Source organism: Pseudobdellovibrionaceae bacterium (genome assembly GCA_020635075.1).
Classification (GTDB): Bacteria; Bdellovibrionota; Bdellovibrionia; order Bdellovibrionales; family UBA1609; genus JADZEO01.
In genome coordinates, this window is sequence record JACKAM010000001.1 from 1539539 (window position 1) to 1562844 (window position 23306).

General features: G+C 51.7%; 17 protein-coding genes. 6 read left to right on the forward strand and 11 right to left on the reverse strand.

The genetic code is table 11. The features are described 5' to 3' along the window. Positions 1–175 precede the first annotated feature (175 nt). From H6624_06740 to H6624_06750, 3 genes are all read left to right on the forward strand, one after another. Complete coding sequence (locus H6624_06740; protein MCB9084022.1) at positions 176–2587, forward strand: PAS domain S-box protein; 2412 nt, start codon at positions 176–178, stop codon at positions 2585–2587. A gap of 95 nt (positions 2588–2682) precedes the next feature. Next, on the forward strand, positions 2683–3231 hold the full coding sequence (locus H6624_06745) for a LemA family protein (GenBank protein MCB9084023.1): 549 nt from the start codon (positions 2683–2685) through the stop codon (positions 3229–3231). 11 nt (positions 3232–3242) lie between these two features. Beyond that, positions 3243–5021, forward strand: a complete 1779-nt coding sequence (locus tag H6624_06750) for a DUF2207 domain-containing protein (GenBank protein ID MCB9084024.1) — start codon at positions 3243–3245, stop codon at positions 5019–5021. A gap of 367 nt (positions 5022–5388) precedes the next feature. On the opposite strand, the gene H6624_06755 is transcribed toward H6624_06750, so the two are convergent. From H6624_06755 to H6624_06770, 4 genes are all read right to left on the reverse strand, one after another. Next, a complete protein-coding gene (locus H6624_06755) occupies positions 5389–6858 on the reverse strand; it encodes a M20/M25/M40 family metallo-hydrolase (protein ID MCB9084025.1) in 1470 nt (489 codons plus the stop codon). Positions 6859–6860: 2 nt separating this feature from the next. Further along, a complete protein-coding gene (locus H6624_06760) occupies positions 6861–7337 on the reverse strand; it encodes a DUF1499 domain-containing protein (protein MCB9084026.1) in 477 nt (158 codons plus the stop codon). Between the two features lie 275 nt (positions 7338–7612). Then, positions 7613–8767 carry an FIST C-terminal domain-containing protein gene (locus H6624_06765; protein ID MCB9084027.1) on the reverse strand — a complete coding sequence of 385 codons (1155 nt, stop codon included), beginning with the start codon at positions 8765–8767 and terminating at the stop codon, positions 7613–7615. A gap of 158 nt (positions 8768–8925) precedes the next feature. Beyond that, positions 8926–9609 carry a rhomboid family intramembrane serine protease gene (locus H6624_06770; GenBank protein ID MCB9084028.1) on the reverse strand — a complete coding sequence of 228 codons (684 nt, stop codon included), beginning with the start codon at positions 9607–9609 and terminating at the stop codon, positions 8926–8928. Positions 9610–9852: 243 nt separating this feature from the next. Here H6624_06770 and H6624_06775 point away from each other — a divergent pair, with 243 nt between their 5' ends. After that, entirely contained in the window at positions 9853–10443 is a 591-nt protein-coding gene (locus tag H6624_06775) for a hypothetical protein (protein MCB9084029.1), read from the forward strand. A gap of 98 nt (positions 10444–10541) precedes the next feature. Here the strand turns inward: H6624_06775 and H6624_06780 are convergent, their stop codons facing one another. Continuing rightward, the gene (locus H6624_06780) at positions 10542–11222 is read right to left on the reverse strand and encodes a hypothetical protein (protein ID MCB9084030.1); all 681 of its coding nucleotides are present in this window, start codon (positions 11220–11222) and stop codon (positions 10542–10544) included. 326 nt (positions 11223–11548) lie between these two features. Beyond that, positions 11549–11950: an AgmX/PglI C-terminal domain-containing protein gene (locus tag H6624_06785; protein MCB9084031.1), complete on the reverse strand. Its 402-nt coding sequence runs from the start codon at positions 11948–11950 to the stop codon at positions 11549–11551. A gap of 212 nt (positions 11951–12162) precedes the next feature. Between H6624_06785 and H6624_06790 the strand changes: the two genes are divergently transcribed. Then, positions 12163–13125 carry a hypothetical protein gene (locus tag H6624_06790; GenBank protein ID MCB9084032.1) on the forward strand — a complete coding sequence of 321 codons (963 nt, stop codon included), beginning with the start codon at positions 12163–12165 and terminating at the stop codon, positions 13123–13125. A 308-nt stretch (positions 13126–13433) separates the two neighbouring features. Here the strand turns inward: H6624_06790 and H6624_06795 are convergent, their stop codons facing one another. Next, a complete protein-coding gene (locus H6624_06795; GenBank protein ID MCB9084033.1) occupies positions 13434–13859 on the reverse strand; it encodes a TM2 domain-containing protein in 426 nt (141 codons plus the stop codon). Between the two features lie 134 nt (positions 13860–13993). On the opposite strand from H6624_06795, the gene H6624_06800 reads away from it, so the two are divergent. Then, on the forward strand, positions 13994–15388 hold the full coding sequence (locus H6624_06800) for an aldehyde dehydrogenase family protein (GenBank protein MCB9084034.1): 1395 nt from the start codon (positions 13994–13996) through the stop codon (positions 15386–15388). Positions 15389–15398: 10 nt separating this feature from the next. Here the strand turns inward: H6624_06800 and H6624_06805 are convergent, their stop codons facing one another. The 4 genes from H6624_06805 to H6624_06820 form a co-directional block, all read right to left on the reverse strand. After that, positions 15399–17444, reverse strand: a complete 2046-nt coding sequence (locus H6624_06805) for a DUF3488 domain-containing transglutaminase family protein (GenBank protein MCB9084035.1) — start codon at positions 17442–17444, stop codon at positions 15399–15401. Beyond that, entirely contained in the window at positions 17441–18379 is a 939-nt protein-coding gene (locus H6624_06810; GenBank protein ID MCB9084036.1) for a DUF58 domain-containing protein, read from the reverse strand. The genes H6624_06805 and H6624_06810 overlap by 4 nt, the downstream gene beginning before the upstream one ends. Before the next feature lie 2 nt (positions 18380–18381). After that, entirely contained in the window at positions 18382–19293 is a 912-nt protein-coding gene (locus tag H6624_06815; GenBank protein MCB9084037.1) for an AAA family ATPase, read from the reverse strand. Positions 19294–19360: 67 nt separating this feature from the next. Beyond that, positions 19361–23305: an FHA domain-containing protein gene (locus tag H6624_06820; GenBank protein MCB9084038.1), complete on the reverse strand. Its 3945-nt coding sequence runs from the start codon at positions 23303–23305 to the stop codon at positions 19361–19363. Position 23306: the final 1 nt, after the last annotated feature.

The window sequence follows — 23306 nt, forward strand, 5'->3', positions numbered from 1 at the left end:
TTTCCTGTTTAGGTTTTTTATTCAGTCAAAAAGTTTTGCGGACATCTAGCCATCCGTCCTGATCATTCCCTTTTTGAGACCGAAGTTTCGCGCTGCCTTAATGTGAACTTTAATCAAGCTTTTCTCAGCCTCGAAGCGCATTTCGCCGATAGGTTTTCGTTGGGAAGGTGCGGTTTTGAATCAGGAAATTCCACAAATTGAAAAGACAAATGGCGAAAAGGTTGAGAGCAAACCAAGTGGCGGCAACCGACCACTGCTCATCATCTTTTTTACTATGGCTTTGGCTAATATCCTGATCCTGGCAGGCAGTCTTTACTTCAATCACGAAATCCTACACTCCCTGGCAGATGTTTCGAACCGCAACAGTAGCGAGTTTGAACAACGACGGTCACAAGCTCAGGCCACAGCAGAGAGGCTAGGTGCTTACGAATCCCTCCAGGGATTGGCGGCCATTCTGCTATTAACAGGAATGATGGTGGCTGGCTACGTCCTCGCTTTGCGAGTTCGCCGCAAAGAAGGTGAAATCAAAACCGCCAAGTGGCAGGCGCGAAGATTTCGCCGCACCTTAGATCAAGCCGCGATCATCACCACCACGGACCTGCACGGGCGCATCACCGACGCCAATCAGGCATTTGAAAAAATCAGCGGTTTCAGCCGCGACGAGGTGATTGGCAAAAACCATCGCATCATTAACTCCGACTACCACCCGCCCAGTTTTTGGCAGAATTTTTGGAACACCCTTAAGGCCGGCCAGGTTTTTCAAGGGGAGGTCTGCAATCGGGCTAAGGATGGCAGTATTTACTGGGTGGAAACCCAGGTCATTCCGCAAAAGGACTCCTTGGGTAACGTTGTGGAGTACATCGCCATTCGCCATGACATCACAGAAAGAAAATTGGCCGAGGAAAAAACCCAACATCACCGGGCCGTGATCGATTCCATTGGCCAGATTCAACGCTCCTTCCTCGAAGGAGGCTCGGCACGGGAGACTTTTGACTATTTGTTGAGTGTTCTCTTGCGGGCCACAGGAAGCGAATATGGCTATATTGGTGAAGTCTTCTATTCGGGAGATAAACCCTTTTTGAAGACCCATGCCATCACCGATATTTCATGGAACGAAGAGACCAAAGCACTTTTGACAGCGAAGGAAGAATACGGCCTGGAATTTCACAACATGGACACTCTTTTTGGCCACGTGATCACAAACAATGAGTTCGTGATTGCCAATGATCCTGCCCAGGACGAAAGAGCCGGCGGGATTCCCCCAGGACACCCGCCACTCAATGCCTATTTGGGAATTCCCATTCGCTTTGGTGACGAATTGGTAGGTAGTATTGGTGTGGCCAACCGGGAAGGCGGCTACGACATGGCCCTGGTGGATGAAATCCACCCCTACCTGGAAGCCTGTGCCCTGGTCATTCACGCGCTAAGGGAACGACGGGCAATTGAAAAGGCCCACCGTATGCTGGAAGACGCCCAGGCCAGTGCTAAAATGGGCTCCTACTCATTTGACGTTGAAAATAATAAGATCACCTGGTCCAGGCAAATGTATCAGGTCTTCGACTTTGACCTGGACGCAACAGGAACAGCTCCCTCGCTAACAGAGATTCACAGTCGAGTGCATCCAGAGGACGTAGCCATCTACGACAAGGCCTTTGAAGTGGGAATGGAAACAGGCGCATTCCAGGTTGTTGAGTTCCGCATCCTGCGAAGAAATGGCCAGGTGGCCTACATTCACTCCCGCGCTGGTGCCACCTTTTCCCGCAATGGCAAGCTCCTGACCCTCCAGGGAACCTGTCAGGACATTACCGATGTGCGCGAGATGGAAGCCAGACTGGAGCAAGAGAAGAACCGCCTCATCCAAGCAGCCAAAATGGCCACTCTCGGTGAAATGGCCAGTGGCGTGGCCCATGAAATTAATAATCCTTTGGCCATCATTCGTGGGTTCTCTGACCAACTCCTGGCTCTGGCCGGCAAGGGCACCTTGGACATCGACAAGGTCACCGACAGTTCAGAAAAAATCGGCAACCAGGTGATGCGGATTAAAAAGATTGTCGATGGCCTGCGCACCTTCGCCCGCGACGGCGAAGGAGACCGCATGAAGGAAGTCCCGGCCAACAAGGTGGTTGAAGAAACCCTTGAACTCTGCCGCACCCGCTTTGCCAGTCACGAAGTGGAGTTGAGAGTGAAGCTAGCTGAACACTCCCCTACCCTTTCCTGCCGGGAAGTTCAGATCTCCCAAGTCTTGCTCAATCTTTTATCTAACGCCCATGACGCTGTCTTGGATTCAGGAGTCCCCGAGCGCTGGGTGGAAATCTCCTGTGTTGATGATGGCGACACGGTGGAATTTCGCGTGCGCGATTCAGGACCGGGAGTTTCCACCGAACACCGCTATTTGATCTTTCAACCCTTTTTCACCACCAAAGAGGTGGGCGCTGGCAGCGGACTGGGCTTAAGCATCTCCAAGGGCATTGCTGAATCCCATAAGGGAACCTTGTACTACGATGGCACATCTGGCCAAAACGCCTTCGTTCTGTCACTCCCTAAAGACCCCACTCAAGTGGAAAAGGCCGCAAAGACCGCTGCCTAAGAACTGGTAAGGTTTCTTAGCCTAGTTGCCAATACCGGACTCCTGTGACAAGCTGAAAGCGAATTTAGACAGCCCGCCCGGTTTAGGAGGAGTCAATGGTGCTATGGATTGTGTTGGGAGTACTTGGTGTCGTAGTCCTATGGGTGATTGCCACCTATAACGGACTGATTCAGCTGCGCATTCTCACCGAGAACAGTTGGTCGGACATTGATGTCAATTTGAAGAAGCGCCATGATCTCATTCCTAACCTGGTGAACACAGTCAAAGGCTACGCCAAACATGAACAGGCAACCCTTGAAAAAGTGATCCAAGCTCGTAATCAGGCGGTTCAAGCACCCAATCAAGAGAGCCAAATGGAGGCGGAGAGTGCACTCAGCGCTTTGATTCCTAAGATCTTTGCCCTGGCTGAAGCCTATCCCGATTTGAAGGCCAACACCCAGTTCTTGGACCTGCAGACTCAACTGACGGCCCTTGAATCAGAGATTGCCAACTCCCGGCGCTACTACAATGCCGTGGTCAGAGACTTTAACACCAAACAACAGCTATTTCCGGCCTCTCTCATTGCCGGAATGTTTGGCTTTTCCACCAAAAAATTCTTTGAAGTGGAAGAGGCCGCCAAAGCCACCCCCCAGGTTTCCTTCTAAGGAGTTTCTCCGTGCGAAATTACATCTTAGGCTTGGCTCTTTTGGGAGCCTTTTTCCTCGGGCTCTCTCCTGCGAGCGGGGCCGAGGCCATTGATCTATTTGATATCCAGGTGGATCTCCAACCAGACAGTTCCTTTGTGGTGACCGAAACCATTGTTTACGAATTTGGTGATAACTATAAGCATGGCATCTATCGGGACATTCCCCTTAGGCACCATCGGGACGTGGACACAGGATATGGGCAAATCAAAGGTGCCTACAACGTCCGCCTCCATGTTCTCGGCGTCGGCAACGAAAGGGGCGAAGGCCGCCTTTTTAAGGTCATCCATCAGGGAGATGGGGTGCGCATTCGCATTGGCAGCCCCGAGACCACGGTGACCGGAACCCAAATCTACAAGATACGCTACGTGGTGCAAAGAGCGATCAATTATTTTGCAGAGTGGGATGAGTTCTACTGGAATGCCACCGGCCATCAGTGGAACGTCCCCATTCGCAAGGCCCAGGTGAAAGTTGTCCTGCCAGGGAAAGACCCAGCACCTCTGGTGAAAGCAGCTAACTTTGTCGGTTACTTAGGAAGCACGGACTCCGTCCTGGCCACGGAACAGCCTGGCTTTTCCTATGAGCTGACGGCCGAGAACCTTTCCCCCTCTCAAGGAGTCACCCTAGTCCTGGCCCTGCAAAAGGGACAGCTGCAGGAGCCGGGGAAACGTCAAAAACTCATGTGGTTTTTGGCCGACAATATTATATTGCTGATATCAATTGGCTTGCCGCTTTTTATCTTGCTCGCCATGGGGCTTCTCTACTGGAAGCGGGGGCGAGATCCCGACAGCCACCTGCCCGTGATGGTGCAATACGAAGCTCCTAAAGACTTAAACCCAGCAGAAGTGGGTACTCTTCTCGATGAAGTGGCCCACACCTCTGATATTGTTTCCACCGTTCTCGACTTGGCCGCCCGTGGCTATATTAAGATCAAGGAGATCGAAACTAAAACCCTGTTGTTTTTTACCAATACGGATTACGAATTTATCAAGGTCAAAGAAGCCGACAATCAATTAAACTCTTTTGAGAAGAAGTTTCTCAGACATCTGCTCGGGGCAAAGGATTCTAAAAAACTCTCTGAACTCAAGAATAAGTTTTATGTTCACCTTTCAGACCTGCAGGACGAACTCTACGCGGCCTTGGTCAAAAAGAAGATGTTCCCACGAAAACCGAGTAGTGTGCGCACCTCCTATGCCGTGGTCACCTCGATTTTGATTGTTTTACTGGGCGTACTTTTGGTGGTGGTCGGCATTCACCTCAATCAGGAATCCCATGTTCCATTCGTGTTTGTTTCCTGTGCCCTCAGTGTCGGTATTGCCATATTGTTCTCACGAGTGATGCCACGAAAGTCCCTCAAGGGCTCCCAAGCTGTCCGCCACTGCCGGGGATTTGAGGAGTTTCTTTCGCGGGTGGAGAAAGACCGCATCAAGCGCATGGCCGAGAAGGACCCGCAGATTTTTGGCCGCCTTCTCCCTTACGCCGTGGTCTTGGGCTGCGCCGATGAGTGGGCCGAGAAATTTGAAGGTCTTTTGACTGAACCCCCTGATTGGTATGTTTCCCATCACCCCTATTCACCTGGGTCTTTTCGCACCGGTCTTTTGGTACGCGACCTGGGACAGGGAATGAACTCCATGGCCAACACCTTTAAGTCCCAACCCCAGAGTTCAGGCGGCAGTGGCAGTAGCGGCTTTAGCAGTGGCGGGGGCTTTAGCGGCGGCGGCTTCGGCGGCGGCGGGGGCGGCAGTTGGTAAATCCTGCCCACCTGAGTGAGTTGATCCACAAAATCCTTTATCATCAAAGTAGGTCCTTTGACGACCATCCTCCACAAACCCTCACGCGCCTTTCGGCCGCGGGCTCATCTTCGGGTCGCGTCAGTTATTCTGCCGCGACTCGGATATGCCCCGCGCGACGGCGGAGGATTCGGGTTTGCGGGAATGGCTCGTCGGTCGGACGACTTCCTCAGATAAAGGCGACCTGTAGTTTTGTGGATCAGATACCATGTAGACCGGGATTCTGTGGAGCTAGGTAAAATATAATCTTGATAGTAGATATCAAAGTTAAGTTATCTCAGATCTTAGAAGATTTTGCCGCCAGCCAGGTCGTTTGCTGAAAAAAACCTTAAAGGTTGTGGATGAGGGTGGCGTAAAACTGGATGGCCCGCTGGTAGTCCTTGCGGCGGATGCGTTCATCGATTCCGTGCAGGCGACTCACCTCCTCAGCAAAGAGCGAGGCAAATAAAAACCGATAGGTGTTGGGGCTTAGTTCCCGGTAGTGCCTTGAGTCCGTTGCCCCTAGGACCAAATAGGGAATCGGCACCACCGATGAATCCAGCTTGCTAATGGCCGCACTAATGAGACTATACCCCATCGACTCGGTGGAACTCACCGCCGAGGCCTCGTTGACAAACTCAGGATTGGCCTGACGAACCTCGACTTCGGGTAACTCGGTCAGCAACGTCGAAATTCTCTGCTTCGCCCACTCGGCCCGATCTCCTGGTAGCAGACGCAAGTTGACGTTGGCTTTGGCTTCGGCTGGAAGAACATTGGCTTTTGTCCCTCCCTTGATCATGGTCACAGACTGGGCCGTGCGAATAAAGGCATTGGTGGTGGAGTTTTTGGCCAATTTAGATTCCACCAAAGGAGCCGTTAACCACAAATTACTCAGGGCCCACTTCTGAAAAAGAGAGGCGTGGGGAATGAGAGCTTCAAGGGTTTGACTAAAAACCCCATCCACTGAAGCAGGAAAAGGATGGCTTTCAACTTTACGGATCGCCTGAGCCAGGCGTCCAATCGTCGTACTTGATGGTGGCATCGAGGAGTGCCCTGGTGTTCCCGTGATGGCCAACTCCAGATCCGAATAGCCTTTTTCGGCAATACCAATCAGGGCCACATTGCGGGGGATTCCGAGCTTTGAGCCTTCGGTGATAATTCCACCCTCATCAAGAATAAACTCAAACTCCAGTCCCCGGTCTTTGAAGGTCTGGGCAACCACCTGGGCCCCTTGAGTACCTCCCACTTCCTCGTCGTGACCAAAGACAAAGTACAAATCCCGTTGAGGCTTAAAGCCATTTTTGAGACCCAGCTCAGTGGCTTCAAGAAGGGCCATCACCGAGGATTTGTCATCAACCGCGCCTCGTCCATAGATAAAATCCCCATCGACCTCACCTGCAAAGGGATCTTTGCTCCATTCCTGTCCTTCAACGGGGACCACGTCGTAGTGGGCCATCATCAAAACCGGCTTGAGATCACTGTTGGCTCCGGGCCAGCGGATGACCAAACTCAACTCAGAAACAATCTCGGTTTCCAGTTGTTCATGTACCAGGGGAAAGTTGGCGCGCAAAAAAGCCAAGGCCTGTTCAAAGGCTGGCCGATTTCTTTGCGAAATGTCTTCTGGAGAAATGGTGGGAATCTGCAGGAACAAGCGAAGACTCTTCTCCGCTTGCTCACTATCAATCGTCCAGCCCGGGATTTCGACCGCCGGTACCGCGCCCTTTGAAGCTGACTCTCCACTAAAAAGGGTATTCCCAACTGTCACAACTGTGAGCCCACCAATAATCACCGCCAATAGAAAGCCAGCTGCCTTTACCACAATCACTGTCCTTTAGAGAGACGATCTTTTATTTGATTGAAGAAGCCCACAATGCGCTTAGCATTGGCCCCAAAATCTGATCGGCCCAAGCGGGATTTAGATCGCATATGAACCTGGGCATGCGCTGAATCCCCGCCTTCGCCGACAGTTCTCACCTCGATGACAAAGTCATCGCGGAAACGCAAGATGGCCGTTGTCGCCATCCCCTCCAAACGAAGAGCTTTCTCGTCCACAAACAGGATCGTCCAGTCCTTTTGCCCCTTGGCCAATTCCTGCACTTGCTCGAAAACCACCTGAGGAGAAATCCCCGGCGGTCCATCTAAAGGCCGAACTTGAGGATAGTGCTCCTTTTGTTGGGCTGCCTGTCCTTGTGGGTAGACCCAGCTGCGCTTGGGCTCTTCCTTGGCGTGATAGTAAAAGGCTGGCGGATTCTGCAAATCGGTCGAGATGTCGTTAATCAACGGTGGATAAAGTCCCATAGCCCAGCCTTCTTCTCAGAGTTAATAAGCTTGCGTTCAGGCTAGATTTGACAGATTTCTGGCGAATGTGTCCAGGGCTTTTCGGGCCTTTTTTGCTGGCCCTTGGTAGATTGGCATTGCCTGGTGAAGAGTTTACTCGGATCGAGGCAAAAATTAAATATGCACTCCTCAAGTTCCTCTCTGCGCCCCAAGTTAAGGGGGGAATTTGTTGACCCCGGGCCGGAGGCATCCGGCCCAATTTTTTTCCTGAATTCTTGAGCTTGAGCCGGCTTCGATTAAGCCGCCTCGTCCTCCTGAATAACAGTCAAAGTCATGGTTTGATTGTGCAGGTCGCAGTGCCGCCCTTCGATCAAAGGCGAAATCTCCCCATAGGAGTAAAAGCCCACCTGGTGAGAACCCTGGGGAAGAATCTCGAGGACGGCTTCCACCTCTTCTTCAGTGCGGTCACCCAACACCAATCTCCGCCCCACACAGCTAATGGCAATACTCAAGGTCGGCAGATCCTGCTTTAAGCTGGTAATGTCTGAAGCCGCTTCCCCGGCTCCGTCGATGAGTCGATCAAAATTGGCGCTCATCAACTGGGCCGTCATGCCCTCAGGAATGTCTCCGGCAAAGGTCATGGATTGTTTCTCTTCGTCAATGGCCAAAATCGTCCTCACATACTGAGTTTCAGGGTCTTTCGGATCGCGCACATTGAGGGGAAAGAGCAGGGCCGAGGCAGGGAGTTCTTTAGCTCTTTCTCCCAGGTACTGCTTGTAGAGTTCAAGTGCGGGGCGATGATCCAACTCGTACAGCACATTGCCCTCTGATTTGGTCACCATGCGCTCAGGTCCAAAAATATCCCATCCCCCTTTGGAGCCGTGATGGACATGGACCCTGTCGCCATAAAAGCCAACAGCCACCACCCGATCCTGACAAATCTCCCCTTTAGGGCAGAGTACATAGGTAGATGTAAAACGATCTCCATCTCCGGCCAAGCCACCGGTCACCACCACTTTGGGATCAAGGACGCTGGACACTCCCTGCAAAAGCTGAGTGCCGTTGACACAGAGACCGTCTGAAAGAATGAAGACGGCACTCAAATCAGGAGCCTTAAGACTTTCCACCAAGGCTTTCCCGGCCTCAACGGACGAGGAATACTCCTTGATGTTGACCCTCATGGTTTTAAGTTTGGTGTGTTGAAAGTGAGTCATTGCCACCGCGAGGCTTTCGTCATTAACTTCGGCGTTTTGGATTTCACCTGAGGTGGAGCATCCCACAATGTGAGAGGTGGGATAGTGTTCGGCCAACTCTTTAACCGCATCTCTCGCCCAATCCTCGTCCTTCACACCAAAAACGAGGATGAGATTTCGTTCGTGGTCTTCCATTTCAAAGGGGTTTTTGTCGGACCAGCCTTTCCCTTTTTGGTAGCCAAAGCTCTTTACTTTCATGACCGATCGCCTTTCATGTTACATACGGGCCAAGATTTTTCGCAAATTAACATAGAGTTATCGGTCTCTTAACCTGTTGGTTCGAGCCTTATTCTGAGATAACTGGATATCTTCACAGTTTGATTTGAATCAGGAATCCGCCGCAAATAGGATTGAGCTCACCCGCCATATTCGATATCAAAGACCTCAAAAGAACGAATCCATTTGAAGCGCAAAACAAAGAAGATCACTCCGCTGAGGACTCCCAAAATGAGACCCCAGCTGTGAGCCAGGTAGCTGACATTGGGTTGGAATTCACTGGGAAAAAGAATGAGCAATCCAACTCCCGCCACGCGCAACAGACGACGGGGCCAGCTTCTTTGTCTTTCGATCAACAAAAAAAGCACCAGCCAAAACCCAGCTAACCAGTAGACCACGCCTGAGGCGCCCAGAAGTCGCGCTTCAGGAGGATAAGAGGCAATCGTCAGCAGATTCACTAAAGCACCACCACCCAGGGCTGCGAGTGGGAACACCTGCCAGCCAAAGTAGGCGTGAACAAAAAGGCCGAGGATAAAGATCATATAACCGTTGCTGAGCAAATGCCCTAAATCCGAATGGAGAAACTGGGCTGTGATCAGCCTCCATACTTCACCACTTTCCAAAATCCTGGGGCCGATTGTGGCTCCCCACTCAATCAAACGGGCATCGCTCCAGGCAGACCATGAACTGACGATCATCAGGCCCAACCACAATAACACCAACTGGGCGTCAAAAAATCGCGGCCGCCGGGTGAGAAGTGTTTGGCGTAAGACCCGCCTGGGCTCACTTGGTTCTAGAGATGGGGGGATGGAGCCGTCTTTCATCACACCCATCCTAGCAGATCCCATTCTCACACTGTACCGGGAATCATCTGGCACCTCCCTTGCCTTATCTCAAGGTAGCGAACGTAAAATCCCGTCCCAAATCGAATTCAGAGGATCTGAGGTGCCTCCTAAGGGCCCCTATTTGTCCTCCAGTGCCCCTATTGGGCACCCCGCTGTCCGTAAGCTCACTATTTTTGAATGAAATTAGACCCATCGTATGGAGAACACGAAGGAGAGGGTTTTATGTCTTTTGCAAAAGCAAAATCAATTTTAACTGTTGTCGCAGTTGCAATTTCGTTGGCCGCCGGCGCTGAAGTTGCTGATTCGCGAGGCGATGGCGGCGGTGGAGACCGGGATGACTATGGCCATGCCCGACCCGACACACCTAAAAAGCCACCGGTGATTTCCAGCCCCGTGCGCTGGCAGTGTACGCCCTTTCGTGCCGTTGTGGCTGATGATCACGACACGCCCAAGCAGCTATTGAAAAAGCTGCCCTTTGATTACAAATGCCAAAACTTTGATGACGAGGGCTATATTAAAACCTCTGTTAATCTGGAAGATGGTTGGTGGATCTTTGCCGATCGCTACGGCAAGCTTCACGTTGAACTCAAAGGCGAAGACGGCAAGACCAAGCACATGCGGGTTTACATGGCCGACCATGAGGGCAATATTGATCCGCGCAACTCAAAAATCGTACAGACCAGCTCCAATGGAGATTTGGTGATGACCTTTCGCCTCAACAAGACGGTGAAAAAGAAGCGCAGCAAGGACAAGACCGAAGACATCGTCATCGACCTGCGCTGCCGGGCCAAGTTCAACAATCGCTGTTCTTAACTGTTGCCAAAAAATTCAGCCCGCGGGGTGAGCCGCGGGCCAAAGGGATTTCGTGTTGGTGTGGTCTACCTTAAGACGTCATATCTTAGGAGCTATTCTCAAGAGTTAATAATCTGAACAAGCTTGGTCTTGAAATCCAGCACTGTGCTTTTCACCTGCTCAAGCAGGATCAAAGGAATAAAGTGCAGGGGATTTAAAGGATCCAGTTTCGCCTTTAACTGGTCCAGCTTGCCCAATAGGAAATCCACCCGATCTGCCAATTTGAGTAACAAGTCATCTAAGCGAGCTTCGACCAAATCCAGTTTTGCCAACAAGGCGTCCAACTGGATTAGGAGTGCTGCATGAGCGGGATTAAAGGGATCAAGCTTGGCTTTCTCCGCTTCAATCTTGGCCCTAACGTTATCAATGTTCTGTTTGACCTTTGATATGGCGGTCAAAATTCGATCAAATACCTTTTTGAGAGCTCCCGTGACATCTGGTAAAAACTGTGTGGAAGCCTGCCCGGTGCTGAACTCGATGGTGAGATTGCCTTCGCTGTCCACCAATCCATCTAATAGCTCAGTGGCATCCCGTAAGGCCTTCTCTGCCTCACGTGCGGCCTTGTCCACTTCATCCATTTGCACTGGTAATTCTGCTGGCGGCGGATTGTTGGTGGTGTCACCCACCTTGGTCGCATTTGCCAGCCCTCTTGCCTTCATGTCCTGTCCACAGGACATCAATCCCATTGATATGGCGAGCAACATTGCTTGCGCCATGATCACGCGTTTCATCCAACCCATTTTCCTTACCCCTGTAAAAACGTCCCTCGGGAATTATGTAAAGCAAGCGCGGTTCCACTTGGGGAGGGAAAAAAATGGCAGAAAACCACCAACAAATTGTCAATCGGGTACCTATCGCGAAGTTGTTGTTCATCTTGTTCCAAGTTGACTGTTGGTGTCGCTAGACAGTTTGTTCAACATTGGGGAGAAATCGTCATCTTTTGCTGTTCGCATTCATCCCATCTGTGTCGGGGTGAAACAAAAATGCAATCGACGGAAACCCGCAGCCTGCACAAACCACAGACTGAATGTCGAAGAAATTCTCACAGCCCTTGGTCGAGGAGTGGTTATTGTCCGGACGATGGGGTGACTTCTTCCACAGCGTTGTACTTAAACGTGTAGAGTACGGTGGTTTTGGTCAATGTCGGTGTGGGTGGAAACTTCAAGCTACGCAAGAGGTTGAGGAAGCAATCACCAACCGCACCATCACCTAGAGTGTTTTCAGTTATCATGGGCTCCAGCACATCGCCCTTATCGTTCACGGTCCACTGGATGGTGACGTGGCCCTCCTGGTCGGTCAGTTGCTCGACCGCATGGTCCGCACAAGACTTAGCCGGCCCAAGGTTCTCTTCAAAATGGCGAATGGCGATATTGGGATCAGCCCCCCTCCTCCGCGCAATCTTCTCGCCTACTGTAGCGCATGATGTCAAACATAACGGAACGATTGCCAATAGAAGCCTCAAGTCCACCTTGCCTTCTCCTTCACCTACACTTCACAATTCCCACCAGCCTAAATCCATCCCCCACTCTGAGTCCAGACCAGATCCCAACAGCCCCCTGAATTGATTGGCAACTGGCGCTCACTGTCAATATCACGTCGCCAGCCGTTTTCGGTTTCAAGTTCCCCCCCACTCTGTTACGAAATCTCCGGATCATTTGGGGATAGGAAACGGGGGAAATAATGAAATTGTGGTCTTTTCTTTTGGGTGCTGCCCTCGCAGCAGGTGGGGCAACTTGCGCTTTGGCGGCAGAGTCGAGCACATCAGTCAGTGCTTCATCGACAAGTGCTTCTTCAAGCAGCGATTCGGCTTCTTCAGATTCTCTGCGCATGAAGCTCAAGAAGTTCAACAAAAAGCACGAGGTCAACACTGACATCACCAATGCAGAGATGGCTGCTCAGGCGGGATCACGCTCCCAGTACAGTGTGAAGTTCAATGTTTCCTACTACGGTGCCCCAATTGAACGCCCCTTCTCTAAAGAAGGTCCAAACCCGGACAATTCGCCAATTGACCCCAGCACAGCATTGAGCGGAAGTTTGTCACTTCGATACCGCCTCAACAAAAAGAGTGCGGTGAGTTTGGGATCAGGCTTGACCGCCTTGACTCCTTTTCACGGCGTCAAGAGGGTGGATACGAAGAACCCCTATGTCAGCATCGACTACAATTACAAAGCCGGTGAGTTTCAGTTGCGCAATTCGGCTAGCATCTCGGCCACGACAGTCGAGAACTACACAAAGCGTGGTCAAAACGCTAGCGTTAGCCTGAGTCAGGGCCTGGCCTATAATGTTCCGGACACCAAATTCACCATGGGTGCCTCGGCTTCACTTAGCCTTTACAACTACACCCGTGAATATCAGCCGAAAGATGGCTCGGTCTCTCGCTATTACTTGGGTGTCTATCCATTTGCCGAGTATGGCTTTGCCCAAAAGTACTCTCTCAAAACTTCATTTGGGTTTGGCTTCTACAACCCACGGTCATCTAGTGATGAGTGGGAGATGCAGAGACGACTGGTGTCTCAGTGGCTAGGTGTGGGCTACTCCCATTCACGCACGGTGTACATTTATCCCTACCTCAGCTTCTACCCGTCAAAGTTTCACTGGGGAACCACCACCGTCGCCTTCTCCACCGTCTTCTCCGTCCTCTAGACCGGCTCCACCAAAGCCAAACAGCCTGGCCCCTTGATTGCTGATTTGCAAAACTCGGGGCCACCTTTGTCCGGGAAAGCGGTCCGATTGGCGAGCCACAGTTCTGCGGACCAAAAGGTAGGTTGGCCATTTCCAAGGCTGGTCAAAAGGGTTCAAATCCGAGGCGGAGGGGGCTCGACGAGAGGCGGCAGTCAGTTGAGCGACCGAAGGGAGTAAGCTGCTCAACTGACCGGGTCGCAGACCCGTGATAAAACGTTGGAATGAGATCGAGACGCCTCCAACGCAGCAGTTGGGCCCTTTTCACCAGCCTATCTATTACATTCGTGGATTTGTTCGTTAAGGGTCCATAGGTCATAGAGCCACCCCAAGCCAAACAAACCTGCAGTCAGCAGCCAAATGAGTCCACTGATGATTTTACCCATGTAAAAGCGGTGTACTCCAAAGGCTCCTAAAAACACCAAGAGAATCCAGGCGAGGTTGTAATCCAAATGCCCTTCGGAGTAGCGACGATCCGCTTGAGCGTCCATTCCGGGAATGAGAAACAAATCGATGATCCAACCGATTCCCAAAAAACCGAGGGTGAAAAAGTACAAGGTCCCAGAAAGCGGTTTGCCGTAGTAAAAGCGATGGGCTCCCATAAAGCCGAAGATCCAAGTCAAATAGCCAATCAAAAGACTGTGTGAGTTATTTTCCACTCGTGACCCCCAATTGCCATAGGTCGCTCTAGTTCCCATGTTTTTGACCTCCAGGTTCCAACATGGGCACAATCTAGGTCCGCTCGTGCAAGCTGTCAACCTCACCACCTGCGATCTCTTGCTCAGTTTCTTTCCCCATGCTTCAATAGACCACTTTCCAAAGGAGTGACCGGATGGCCCATCAGCTCACCATCAAAGCCCCATTCGATGGCAAAGAAATCGCCACCTTACCTCTTCACAGCCTTGACGAGGTTAAAAAAATGCTCAGTGGAGCCCATGCCCTGAGCCGCCGTCCAAAAGCCCGAATTTCTGTTCCCCATAGATTGGAAATATTGGCTAAAACCCAGGAGATCATTCGTCACAATGACGAAAAGTTTTTACTCATGGCCGCCCAAGAGGGGGGAAAGCCTTATGCTGACTCCCGGGTGGAGATCGACCGAGCCCTGCAGGGAATTCAGGTAGCCATGGAACATCTAAAATCCATGGCTGGAGAAGAAATACCCATGGGGCTGACTGTGCCATCACAAAACCGCTGGGCCTTTACCAAAAGAGAGCCGGTGGGAGTTGTCTTTGCGATCAGCGCCTTTAATCACCCTTTCAATCTCATTGTCCATCAAGTCATTCCGGCCATTGCAGTCGGCTGCCCAGTGTTGGTGAAACCAGCCCGACAGACACCTTTGAGTTGCCAAAATCTTGTCCACTCCTTGTACGAAGCAGGTCTTCCCAAAGAATGGTGCCAGATGGTTTTGTGTGATCACGAGACGGTGGATTTTTTGGTAAAAGACCCGCGCCTCAGTTACTTCAGTTTTATTGGCTCAAGTGAAGTCGGCTGGAAACTGCGAAGTAAGCTGGCTCCCGGAGTGACCAGTGCTCTTGAACATGGAGGGGCCGCGCCGGTCATCGTCACTGAGGACGCCGACCTTGAAGATGCCTTGCCCCTATTGGTGAAAGGCGGATTCTATCATGCTGGCCAAGTGTGCGTTTCAGTGCAACGGGTCTTCGCCCATCAGTCCATCGCCCAAAAACTGGCTGAACAGATGGCCCAAGCCGCGAAAACTCTGACCGTCGGTGATCCGACTCACCCGGCGACTCAAGTTGGCCCGTTGATCCATCATAATGAAGTCAATCGGGTTAAGGAGTGGGTCGACGAAGCCGTGCAGAGCGGAGCCAAATTATTAACTGGTGGCAAGGCGCTATCGCCCTCTTGCTATGAGCCGACAGTTTTGTTTAATCCTCCTGATGCCGTCCGAGTTTCTCGCCAGGAAATCTTTGGCCCAGTGGTTTGCGTGTATCCCTATAAGACTTTGGACGAAGCCATTGAACGAGCCAACCAACTTCCCTTTGTTTTCCAAAGTGCGGTGTTTACCAAAAACATGGATACCGCATTTAAATGTCTGCGAGAGCTGGATGCCACGGCGGTGATGGTCAATGACCACACGGCCTTTCGTGTCGACTGGATGCCATTTGGTGGAAGACGTCAATCAGGCGCCGGAGTCGGAGGTATCCCCTATACCATGAAGGAAATGACCTTCGAAAAATTAGCGGTCCTTCGTTCTCCGGAACTCTAACGAATTAAGACTAGGCGGCCGGTGGTGGTGCCTGACGTACCCTCGTCCCTCCACCCACACGAGAGAGGCGCAGATGCTTCACCCGCCGACGCAATTCCCGGCGCTCTGTACGGTCCAGCTTTTTGGATCCGTAGCGAGAATCGATGAGAGGTTGAAACACTCCTTGTAGCTCCCGTTCCCGATCGGGAAAGAATTCCCGAGCCCTCTGCCAATAGGCGTAGGGTCCCTCGATGGGTTGACGTTCCAGCCCCGCCAATTTAAGGCGCTGGCAAAGAGCCCGATAGATGCCCAATACCGGGTCGACCTTTTCCCGACTTTTGCGTAAAAAGAGAAAGGCAACAACGATCAGCACAATTGACAAAAGAACCGCGGCCAGTGCTAACAGCCAACGGCCATAACTGCCAACGCCCAACTGTTTCAAGATATCTTTTTGAAAAGATAGGTCGTAGCGCAAGAGAAAGTTGACCCAAAGGGCCTCCGTCTGGTCCCAAATCAAGCGGATGCGTTCGCCCATTTCACCAAGGCCACCTCGAATCCATTTGGGGAGAGCACCACCTCCGCCAGTCTCTTCGTCATCCAGATTTGCCAAGAGTTCCCGATAACCAGCTCCACCCAGGGCCAGGCGTTGGGGGGCAATGCTTTCCACAGGGTCCAATCTCTGCCAAGAATTTAACCGATCATCCCAATACTCCAACCAGGCGTGAGCGTCGAGATAACGCACTAAAAAGTAATCCTTGAGCAAGCTTGACGTGCCACCTTGAAAGCCAACAATAACCCGGGTGGGAATCCCGGCAAGTCTCATCATGGTGGCCACAGCCCCTGCATAGTGCTCACAAAAACCTTGCTTCTTTTCAAATAGAAACTCATCCAATCCTGACATGGTCCCAGGCTGTAGAGTGTAGGTGAATCTGTTCTTAAGCAAATAATCCATGGCCCGGGTGGCAACCTCGTGGGCTCCCTCGCCCGGCCGCCGCCAGCTCTTAGCTACTTGCCGAACCCGATCACTCACCTGTTTCGTCACTTTCAAATATATCTCGGGGTCGGGTCGTTCCCAACTGGTGGCCTGAGCCGAGAGGTTGGAGAATGCCCGATAGTACTGGCGTGAGAACAAATTCATGCGTGCTTCGAACACCCGCCCCTCAGAAGTGCGCACAAGTCGTAGGTTAGGATCACCTGAAAACATGACTAAAGTGGGCCAATCGAGGGCAAACAGAAATCGCTCGGGCGAAGGCTCAAGAAAGATTTCCTGCACCACCTCCTGTCCTGTCATCGGTCTTTCCAAGACTGGAATACTTTTTTGGTAGGTTCCCTTGTCCCAATCCAATCCATTGGCAACAGTCAGGACCAACCCCCGCCAGTAAAACTCCTGAACTGAACTCACCTGGCGCTCGGGAAAGGATACCCGAAAAGCCACCTTGTCCGACTGGGCAAGCTGAGCCACAGAGCCAGGACGCAGTTTTTCGGAAAATCCGGTTTGCCCCGCATTTTTTCGGGTTTGACTCCACAAACTAATGTTGAAGCGTGGAAAAAGAAAAAACAACACCAAGGCCAAAGGGACAGACTGCAATGCCAGCAAAAGAGAACGGCGCAACAAAAAGCGCATGTTTCCCCTCTCTGGTGGCGAGTGGTACATGGCCAACACCGCCGTAATCAGGAGCACATCGAACACCAGAAACAAAGTCATTTCCATGGACTGGGAGTCGATGAGCTTAGCCATCAAAAGTAGATAGCACAAAAAGATCACGATGATGGTGTCTCTGACTTTTCTCAACTCAAAGAGCTTGGATGCCGCCATGAGTACGAGCAGGGCTGTTGCCGGCTCTTGGCCCATCACTGTACCAAACTGAAAGAAAATCCCCACAGCACCAAGAACTACCAATCCACGCAGAAACCATGGCTGCGGGAGGGGCCACGAGCGAAGGTTGTGAAGCACTCGCCAAAAAAGAAAAAAGAAGGACACTCCGATCACCCAATAGGGCACTGTCAAAATGTGAGGTAATAGGTTAATGCCCACAAGGAGATACACGAGGCGTTGTTTGCTGTCGTCAAACCTCATCCGACCTCTCCGTAGCGAGCCAACTCCCGCTGGCACTTTTGATAGTGATGGGGTCCGTAACCGAAGTTTAAACGCTTTCCAGGCAAGACCAGTTCAAAGGGCGCACCCCGTTCGCGGGCCTGATCCAACCAACGGGACATTTGACTCAAAACCTTTTCCACATCCCGATTGGGAACGTCCTGAAAGCGCACAGAAAAACACCTGTCGGTTGTGCCCTCGTACTCTTTGATCATCAATCGTCTGCGGCGGGCAAAGATCTTCCAGTCCACCCGGTGGTAGCTTTCGCCTCGTTCATATTTGCGGTGTTCACGGAACTCATCTCCCCGTTGATGACCCGCGATGGCCTCAGACTTGGGAAACTTGTTCTCCTCGGCGACCAAACGCAAGGGCAAATGGCCTGAAGGATTGGGATAGAGAAAGAACTCCCCATCAGCGCGTAGAACCTTCCAGGCCCGGAACAACCCTAAGGGAAACACTGTCGACAGGGACATCGCCGGCACCTGATGAACCCCGCGAACCATGGGGCCGCAGACAAGGTTGCGCACCACCTGCTGACTACTCGCCACGTCCTCAATGCACAAGACCTGGCCATAGACCAGTTCCTTTTTGAGGGGAGACAGCTCTATCATTTGCCGACGAGCATAGCCCTTATTAACAAGGCGAAGGGGAATTGAAACAGGTTCGCCCGCATGCTGATCACCGATCGGCAGTGCCTCGATCATCAGATCCCGCAGGTTATTGTGGGTCTCCACCATGCTAATGACAAAAATGGCGAAAAGGAAAAATCCAAGCAAAAAAACTAGATTGTTATTGTAGGTGGCACCGGCCACGATCACCACGGCCGTACCGGCCAAAAAGATCAGACCATTTTGGGTGGGAACAATATAGACCTTCCCTTGCTTCATCCCGGGAAGGCGCTGCACCCATTCCTTCATGGCTAGTCCACCTGTACGGATTGAAGAACTTCCAGTGCCTTTTGATTGGCCACGCCACCCTGAAATCCCTCACCACGGTTGAGGCGATGAGAAATCACACTCACACCCACTTCCTGGACATCTTCAGGCAGCACCATGCTGCGCCCCTCTATAAAGGCCCAGGCTTTGGCGGCCTTCAAAAGAGCGAGTCCAGCACGGGGAGAAAGCCCCCACTGGTCGGCCGACTGGTTGCGAGTGTGTTGAAGAATTCTCTGAATGTAATCAATAATTGCGTCCGAACAATGAATGTCCTCGACCACCAACTGGACCTTGAGGATGTCTTCGGGACTCATGACCGGCTCCATATTTTCAATCAATCGATCCCGCTTTTCGCCCTTGAGAAGCTGCTTCTCTGCTCCCTCATTTGGATAGCCGATTTCAATACGCATGAGGAACCGATCGAGCTGACTCTCCGGCAGTGGATAGGTCCCCGCCTGCTCCAAGGGATTTTGGGTAGCGACAACAAAAAATGGCTCGGGCAAGGGGTGAGTCACCCCATCCACTGTCACCCGTCTTTCCTCCATAGCCTGAAGACAGGCACTTTGGGTTTTCGGAGTCGCGCGGTTGAGCTCATCTGCAATGACCATTTGCCCAAAGATGGGACCCTTATGAAAGTGAAAGGACTTTCTCTCTGGATCAAAGACTGTCGTTCCCAGAATATCAGCGGGCAAAAGGTCGTTGGTGAACTGAATTCGCGTGGAATTGAGCCCCAAACTCTTTGCCAATAGGCGAACCAAAGTGGTCTTGCCGACACCAGGTATGTCCTCAATCAACAGATGACCCTGGGCCAGTAGGCAGCAGAGGGACAACTTTAGCTGGGGTCTTTTGCCGAGAATGACTTGATCAGCTTTATCCAATACACGAATAACGGACAGGTGGTATTCAGAAAAATCCAACTTTAGAGCTGCCGTCACGTTCCTGTCTCCTTCGTTTTCTCAATTCCTATTGAATTTCGTCTTCGATCTCATCAATTAAATCCAACTCAGATTCTGGTACTGCGTTCAAATCCCGATCATCATTAACCTTCGGTGAGGCCTCCCGGCGAGGTGCCGCTTTCGCCTTTTCTGCCGGACGGGACAAAGAAGGCTTTGCACTACTAGGGGAGCGAGCGGATTTTGCTCTGGCTTTGCTCTCCTCAGCCAATATCTCAGCAGCTGATTTGCTCTTGGATTTTACTGATTCTCTTTTCTCCGTCTTTCTTACCTCTGGCTTTGCCGCCCGAACTTCCTGCTTTTTGGGCTCCACTCTGGCCTCAGGAGGCAGAGCGGGCTTTCTTTCCTGCTTAGGCGGCTCCGGAGTGGGAATCGGGGCCTCTTCCTCTGGGACTGATGCCGTGCCTCGATAGTTGGAATAATAGTTGCGAGCAAACTCATTGAACTTCTTCAACTTCAGTCGCCCACCCAAAATCTGCTTCATGTCCTCTGATGCCGCCTTTTCCATTTCGCGCATACGTTTAATACCCTCTTCGGCCGTTGCCGGCTGAAGAGTTTGGCGAACCTGCATGAGATCCTTGATTAGGGTGTTCTCGCGAGAAATAAAATTAACAATAACATTCTCTCCGAGCCTTAATTCGTCGAGGAAGAACTTGTTGAGATGTAAAATCCAGTCGGCCTGGTAGTCCTTATTCATCTTTCTTTCAACAAACCCCTGAGTGTACAAAACGTTTTCCACATAGGAGTTCTTGAAGTCTTCGGTTTGGGTGGGACTAAACTTTGGCCGACTGTCCCGTCGCCGCTGAATCTCCTCGATAAACAGGTCGTGGGCCGATTTCTCAGTCGAAGCGATCTCCCTTACCGAGTCTTTCAATCCCGGGAACATCATGGGGAGAACAAAAACCAATACAAAGACTGCCGCCACGGCGCTCGCTCCATAGGTCATGTGCCTGCGCATGCGCCGAGCCTGCCAACTGTCCTTTTTGTGGTCAAAATCGAGGATTCGTTTCAATTCATCTTCATCATTGACGGCCTCATCGTGGAGAATTCGCCGCACCACCAGTTGGACTTCCTTGGACAATTCCTCCTGAATATTTGGAGCCAGCCCCTTTGGTGCAATCTTATCAATGCGCACCATGATGGCTCTATCGATATTAGCTGCAATCTCAGCGGTTTCCTCTTGTCGACGGATGCGGGCCATCTTTTCTTCTTCGGCGCGAGCGGCCTTGGTCTCGTCAATCTGTTTAAGCTTAAAGGCACTCAGTTCGAGTGTGTCCTTTCGCCTTTGTTCGTCGTACTCAGACTTGGCCCTCTTACGCATCTGATCTGCTTGATTCTGCAAATCGACATCGAACTTTTCACGTTGTGCCTGCATCTCCTCCCGTGCCTTGATGCGATCGCCTTCGATGTCAGCCATGCGTGCATCATAGTCGGCCTGAGCCTTGCGAATAATGGCATCGGCTTTGGCCTGGGCTGATTCCACCAGATCCCGTGTTCGCGCGTCGGTTTCTTCGCGCATACGGGTGACTTCCTCGGCAATTTTGCGCTTTTTCTCCTCCCAGGCAGTGGTCTCCTGAGCGACCTTCTTTTCAGCCTCTGAAACCAGAAAGGCCGCTTTATTCTCTGCATTGAGCATCAACTCATCAACCTCTTCTTTGGCCTTGAGACGAGCCTCATCCGCCTTCTTGCGAGCAGAGGCCACTTGTTCCTGGGCCCTGAGTTGAGCCTCCTCGTAGCTTCTCTGTGCCTCCCGACGCTTGCTTTCCGCTTGATTTTCAGCAGCCTCCAGTAGTTCACGCACTTGTTCTTTGGCGGTGGCCACTTCGTTTTCAGCCATGTTGTGAGCCGACTGAAGTTCCTCCTGGGCTTGATCCTTTGCGGATCGCAACAAGTGTTCAGACTGGCTTTGGCTTTCTTCCGCCAGCCGGCGAGCATCCTTTTGGGCTCTGAGCAGGTCTTCTTCAGCCTTTTCGACTGTTGAACGCTTTTCCAGTCGAATGCGCTCCAACTCTTGCTCTGCCTTGCGCCGCGAACTCTCAAAATTCTCTTCTGCCCACTTCTCAGCATTTTTAAGAACAATCTCAGCCTGTCTTTGTGCCTCAGCGACGACTTCCCTCGCCCTATTCTCGGCGTTCATTTCGAAGTCCTGCCGCTGCCGCTCAAACTCTTCTTTATCCTGACGAAGCGACTCTCGCTTGCCCTCCAGAGCCCGTTCAAGACCTTCGCTGATTTTTCGAACTTCGGCCTCAGCCTCTTCAAGCAGCGAAAAAGCCTCTTTCTCTACGGTTTCTTTAAAGACCTGAATTTCTTCAACAGCCGCCGTACGCACACCACGCAGGTCTTCATCTGCCTGGTTTTTTGCCTGGCGGAGCTCCTCGACTTGCAGTTTCTTTTCCGCCTTCAGCTTTTCTATTGCAGATTCAAGCTTCTTTTGGTTCACCGTCAGCTTGTGGCACTCTTCCGCAGCATCATTGCGCCGGCGTTCGGCATCAGCGGCAAGAATCTGGGCATTTTTTTGTGCTTCCACAGCCTGCTTTTCGCGCTCGATGGACTGTCCGGTTGCCCGCTGGGTCTTTTCATTTTCCAGCATGGTCTGCCGCAGTTCTTCCTCTTTATTCTTTAGCTCTTCCTTAAGTGCTTCAAGAACCGACTCAATGGACAGACGATCTGCAACTAACTCCTTTTTCCGCGCTTCGTATTCTTCCTGTGTTTGGGACATCTCATCCCGAGCCTGAGCCAACTCTTGGAGGATCTGCTCCTTTTGCTCCTCAGCCTGGTGAATCTCTTGTCGCAGGTGATCTAAGGCAACACTGGCCTGATCTTTCTGAATGTTAATGTCCTCAAGCTCTCGACGAGCATAGCTCTTGGCCATCTCGGATTTCTGAGCCACTTCCGAGGCTTCTTTTTCCGCCTTAGCAATTATTTCCCTGGCCGATTGTTTGCCAACGGCTTCTGCCTCTTTAACTACCTTTTCGGCTTCGGCCCGAAGGTTGTCGGCGGCCCGTTCCGCTTCGCGAACCAAATTACTTGCTTCTTTTTTGGCCCGGCCCGTTTCCCTATCAAACAAATCCAACATTTTGCGACGGATATCACCAGCTTCAGATTCGGCAATGTCGCGAATGCGCTTGGCCTGGTCTTTTGCTTTCTCTAGAACCTCTACCGAGTCGCGCTGAGCATCTCCGCGAATGATGTCCGCCTCAGCAAGAACTTTTTGCGCATGATGGACGTCCACCACCGTTTTTTCAATTTGCGTGGTCACTTTTGGAGGGGTGTATTGTTTGTGTTTGGGTAGAATTCGGGTGCGCTCCAAGCCCTCTTCAGCAACGGCGTTGGCCTGAGCGAACTGCAGGGCTGCCTGAGACTCATCTCTGACCGCATCCACATCCTCTTCTTCTTCTCCACCCAGTGCCTGATCTCTTGGATTGGTACTCTCGTCGTTAAAGTGCCTACCCTCAAGAGGGGGAGCCTCCTCTCCCAGATCATTTAGTCGCACCGCCCGTGATTGAGTTCCGGTGGGAGGTTGGGGCACCTCTCCGGGCTCAATTAAGGTTTTTTCCATCAGGTCATCAAAGGCCTCTTCGGATTCTCGCTCAAAGTCGGCCGCTGACTTTGGCGCCTTTTCCTTGCCTTTGGTGGCCGCTGGCCCCAGTGCAATGCGTACTTGTTTGTGATTACCTAATTGAAGTGTATCCCCTTCCTGAACCGGGTAAGGCCGATCCGGGGGGACGGGAACATCGTTGACTCTTGTTCCGTTTTTGGAGTCTTGATCCTCAATCCAGATTTGTCCGTCTTGGAGCCAAATAACAAGATGGACGCGGCTGATTCCCGCGTCCTGAAGGCGCAACACCGCCTCATCCGAGCGCCCAATGGAAAAGGACTCGGTGGTCAGATAATGAAATTTGGAGCTTCGCCCCAGAAGCTCCTCAATGATAAATACGGCCTTCTCTTTTGACATA

Coding starts and splice junctions, on each gene's coding strand:
- H6624_06745 (MCB9084023.1), top strand. CDS start 2,683: ATGGTGCTATGGATTGTGTTGGGAGTACTTGGTGTCGTAGTCCTATGG.
- H6624_06760 (MCB9084026.1), bottom strand. CDS start 7,337: ATGGGACTTTATCCACCGTTGATTAACGACATCTCGACCGATTTGCAG.
- H6624_06765 (MCB9084027.1), bottom strand. CDS start 8,767: ATGAAAGTAAAGAGCTTTGGCTACCAAAAAGGGAAAGGCTGGTCCGAC.
- H6624_06770 (MCB9084028.1), bottom strand. CDS start 9,609: ATGAAAGACGGCTCCATCCCCCCATCTCTAGAACCAAGTGAGCCCAGG.
- H6624_06775 (MCB9084029.1), top strand. CDS start 9,853: ATGTCTTTTGCAAAAGCAAAATCAATTTTAACTGTTGTCGCAGTTGCA.
- H6624_06780 (MCB9084030.1), bottom strand. CDS start 11,222: ATGGGTTGGATGAAACGCGTGATCATGGCGCAAGCAATGTTGCTCGCC.
- H6624_06790 (MCB9084032.1), top strand. CDS start 12,163: ATGAAATTGTGGTCTTTTCTTTTGGGTGCTGCCCTCGCAGCAGGTGGG.
- H6624_06795 (MCB9084033.1), bottom strand. CDS start 13,859: ATGGGAACTAGAGCGACCTATGGCAATTGGGGGTCACGAGTGGAAAAT.
- H6624_06800 (MCB9084034.1), top strand. CDS start 13,994: ATGGCCCATCAGCTCACCATCAAAGCCCCATTCGATGGCAAAGAAATC.
- H6624_06805 (MCB9084035.1), bottom strand. CDS start 17,444: ATGAGGTTTGACGACAGCAAACAACGCCTCGTGTATCTCCTTGTGGGC.
- H6624_06810 (MCB9084036.1), bottom strand. CDS start 18,379: ATGAAGGAATGGGTGCAGCGCCTTCCCGGGATGAAGCAAGGGAAGGTC.
- H6624_06820 (MCB9084038.1), bottom strand. CDS start 23,305: ATGTCAAAAGAGAAGGCCGTATTTATCATTGAGGAGCTTCTGGGGCGA.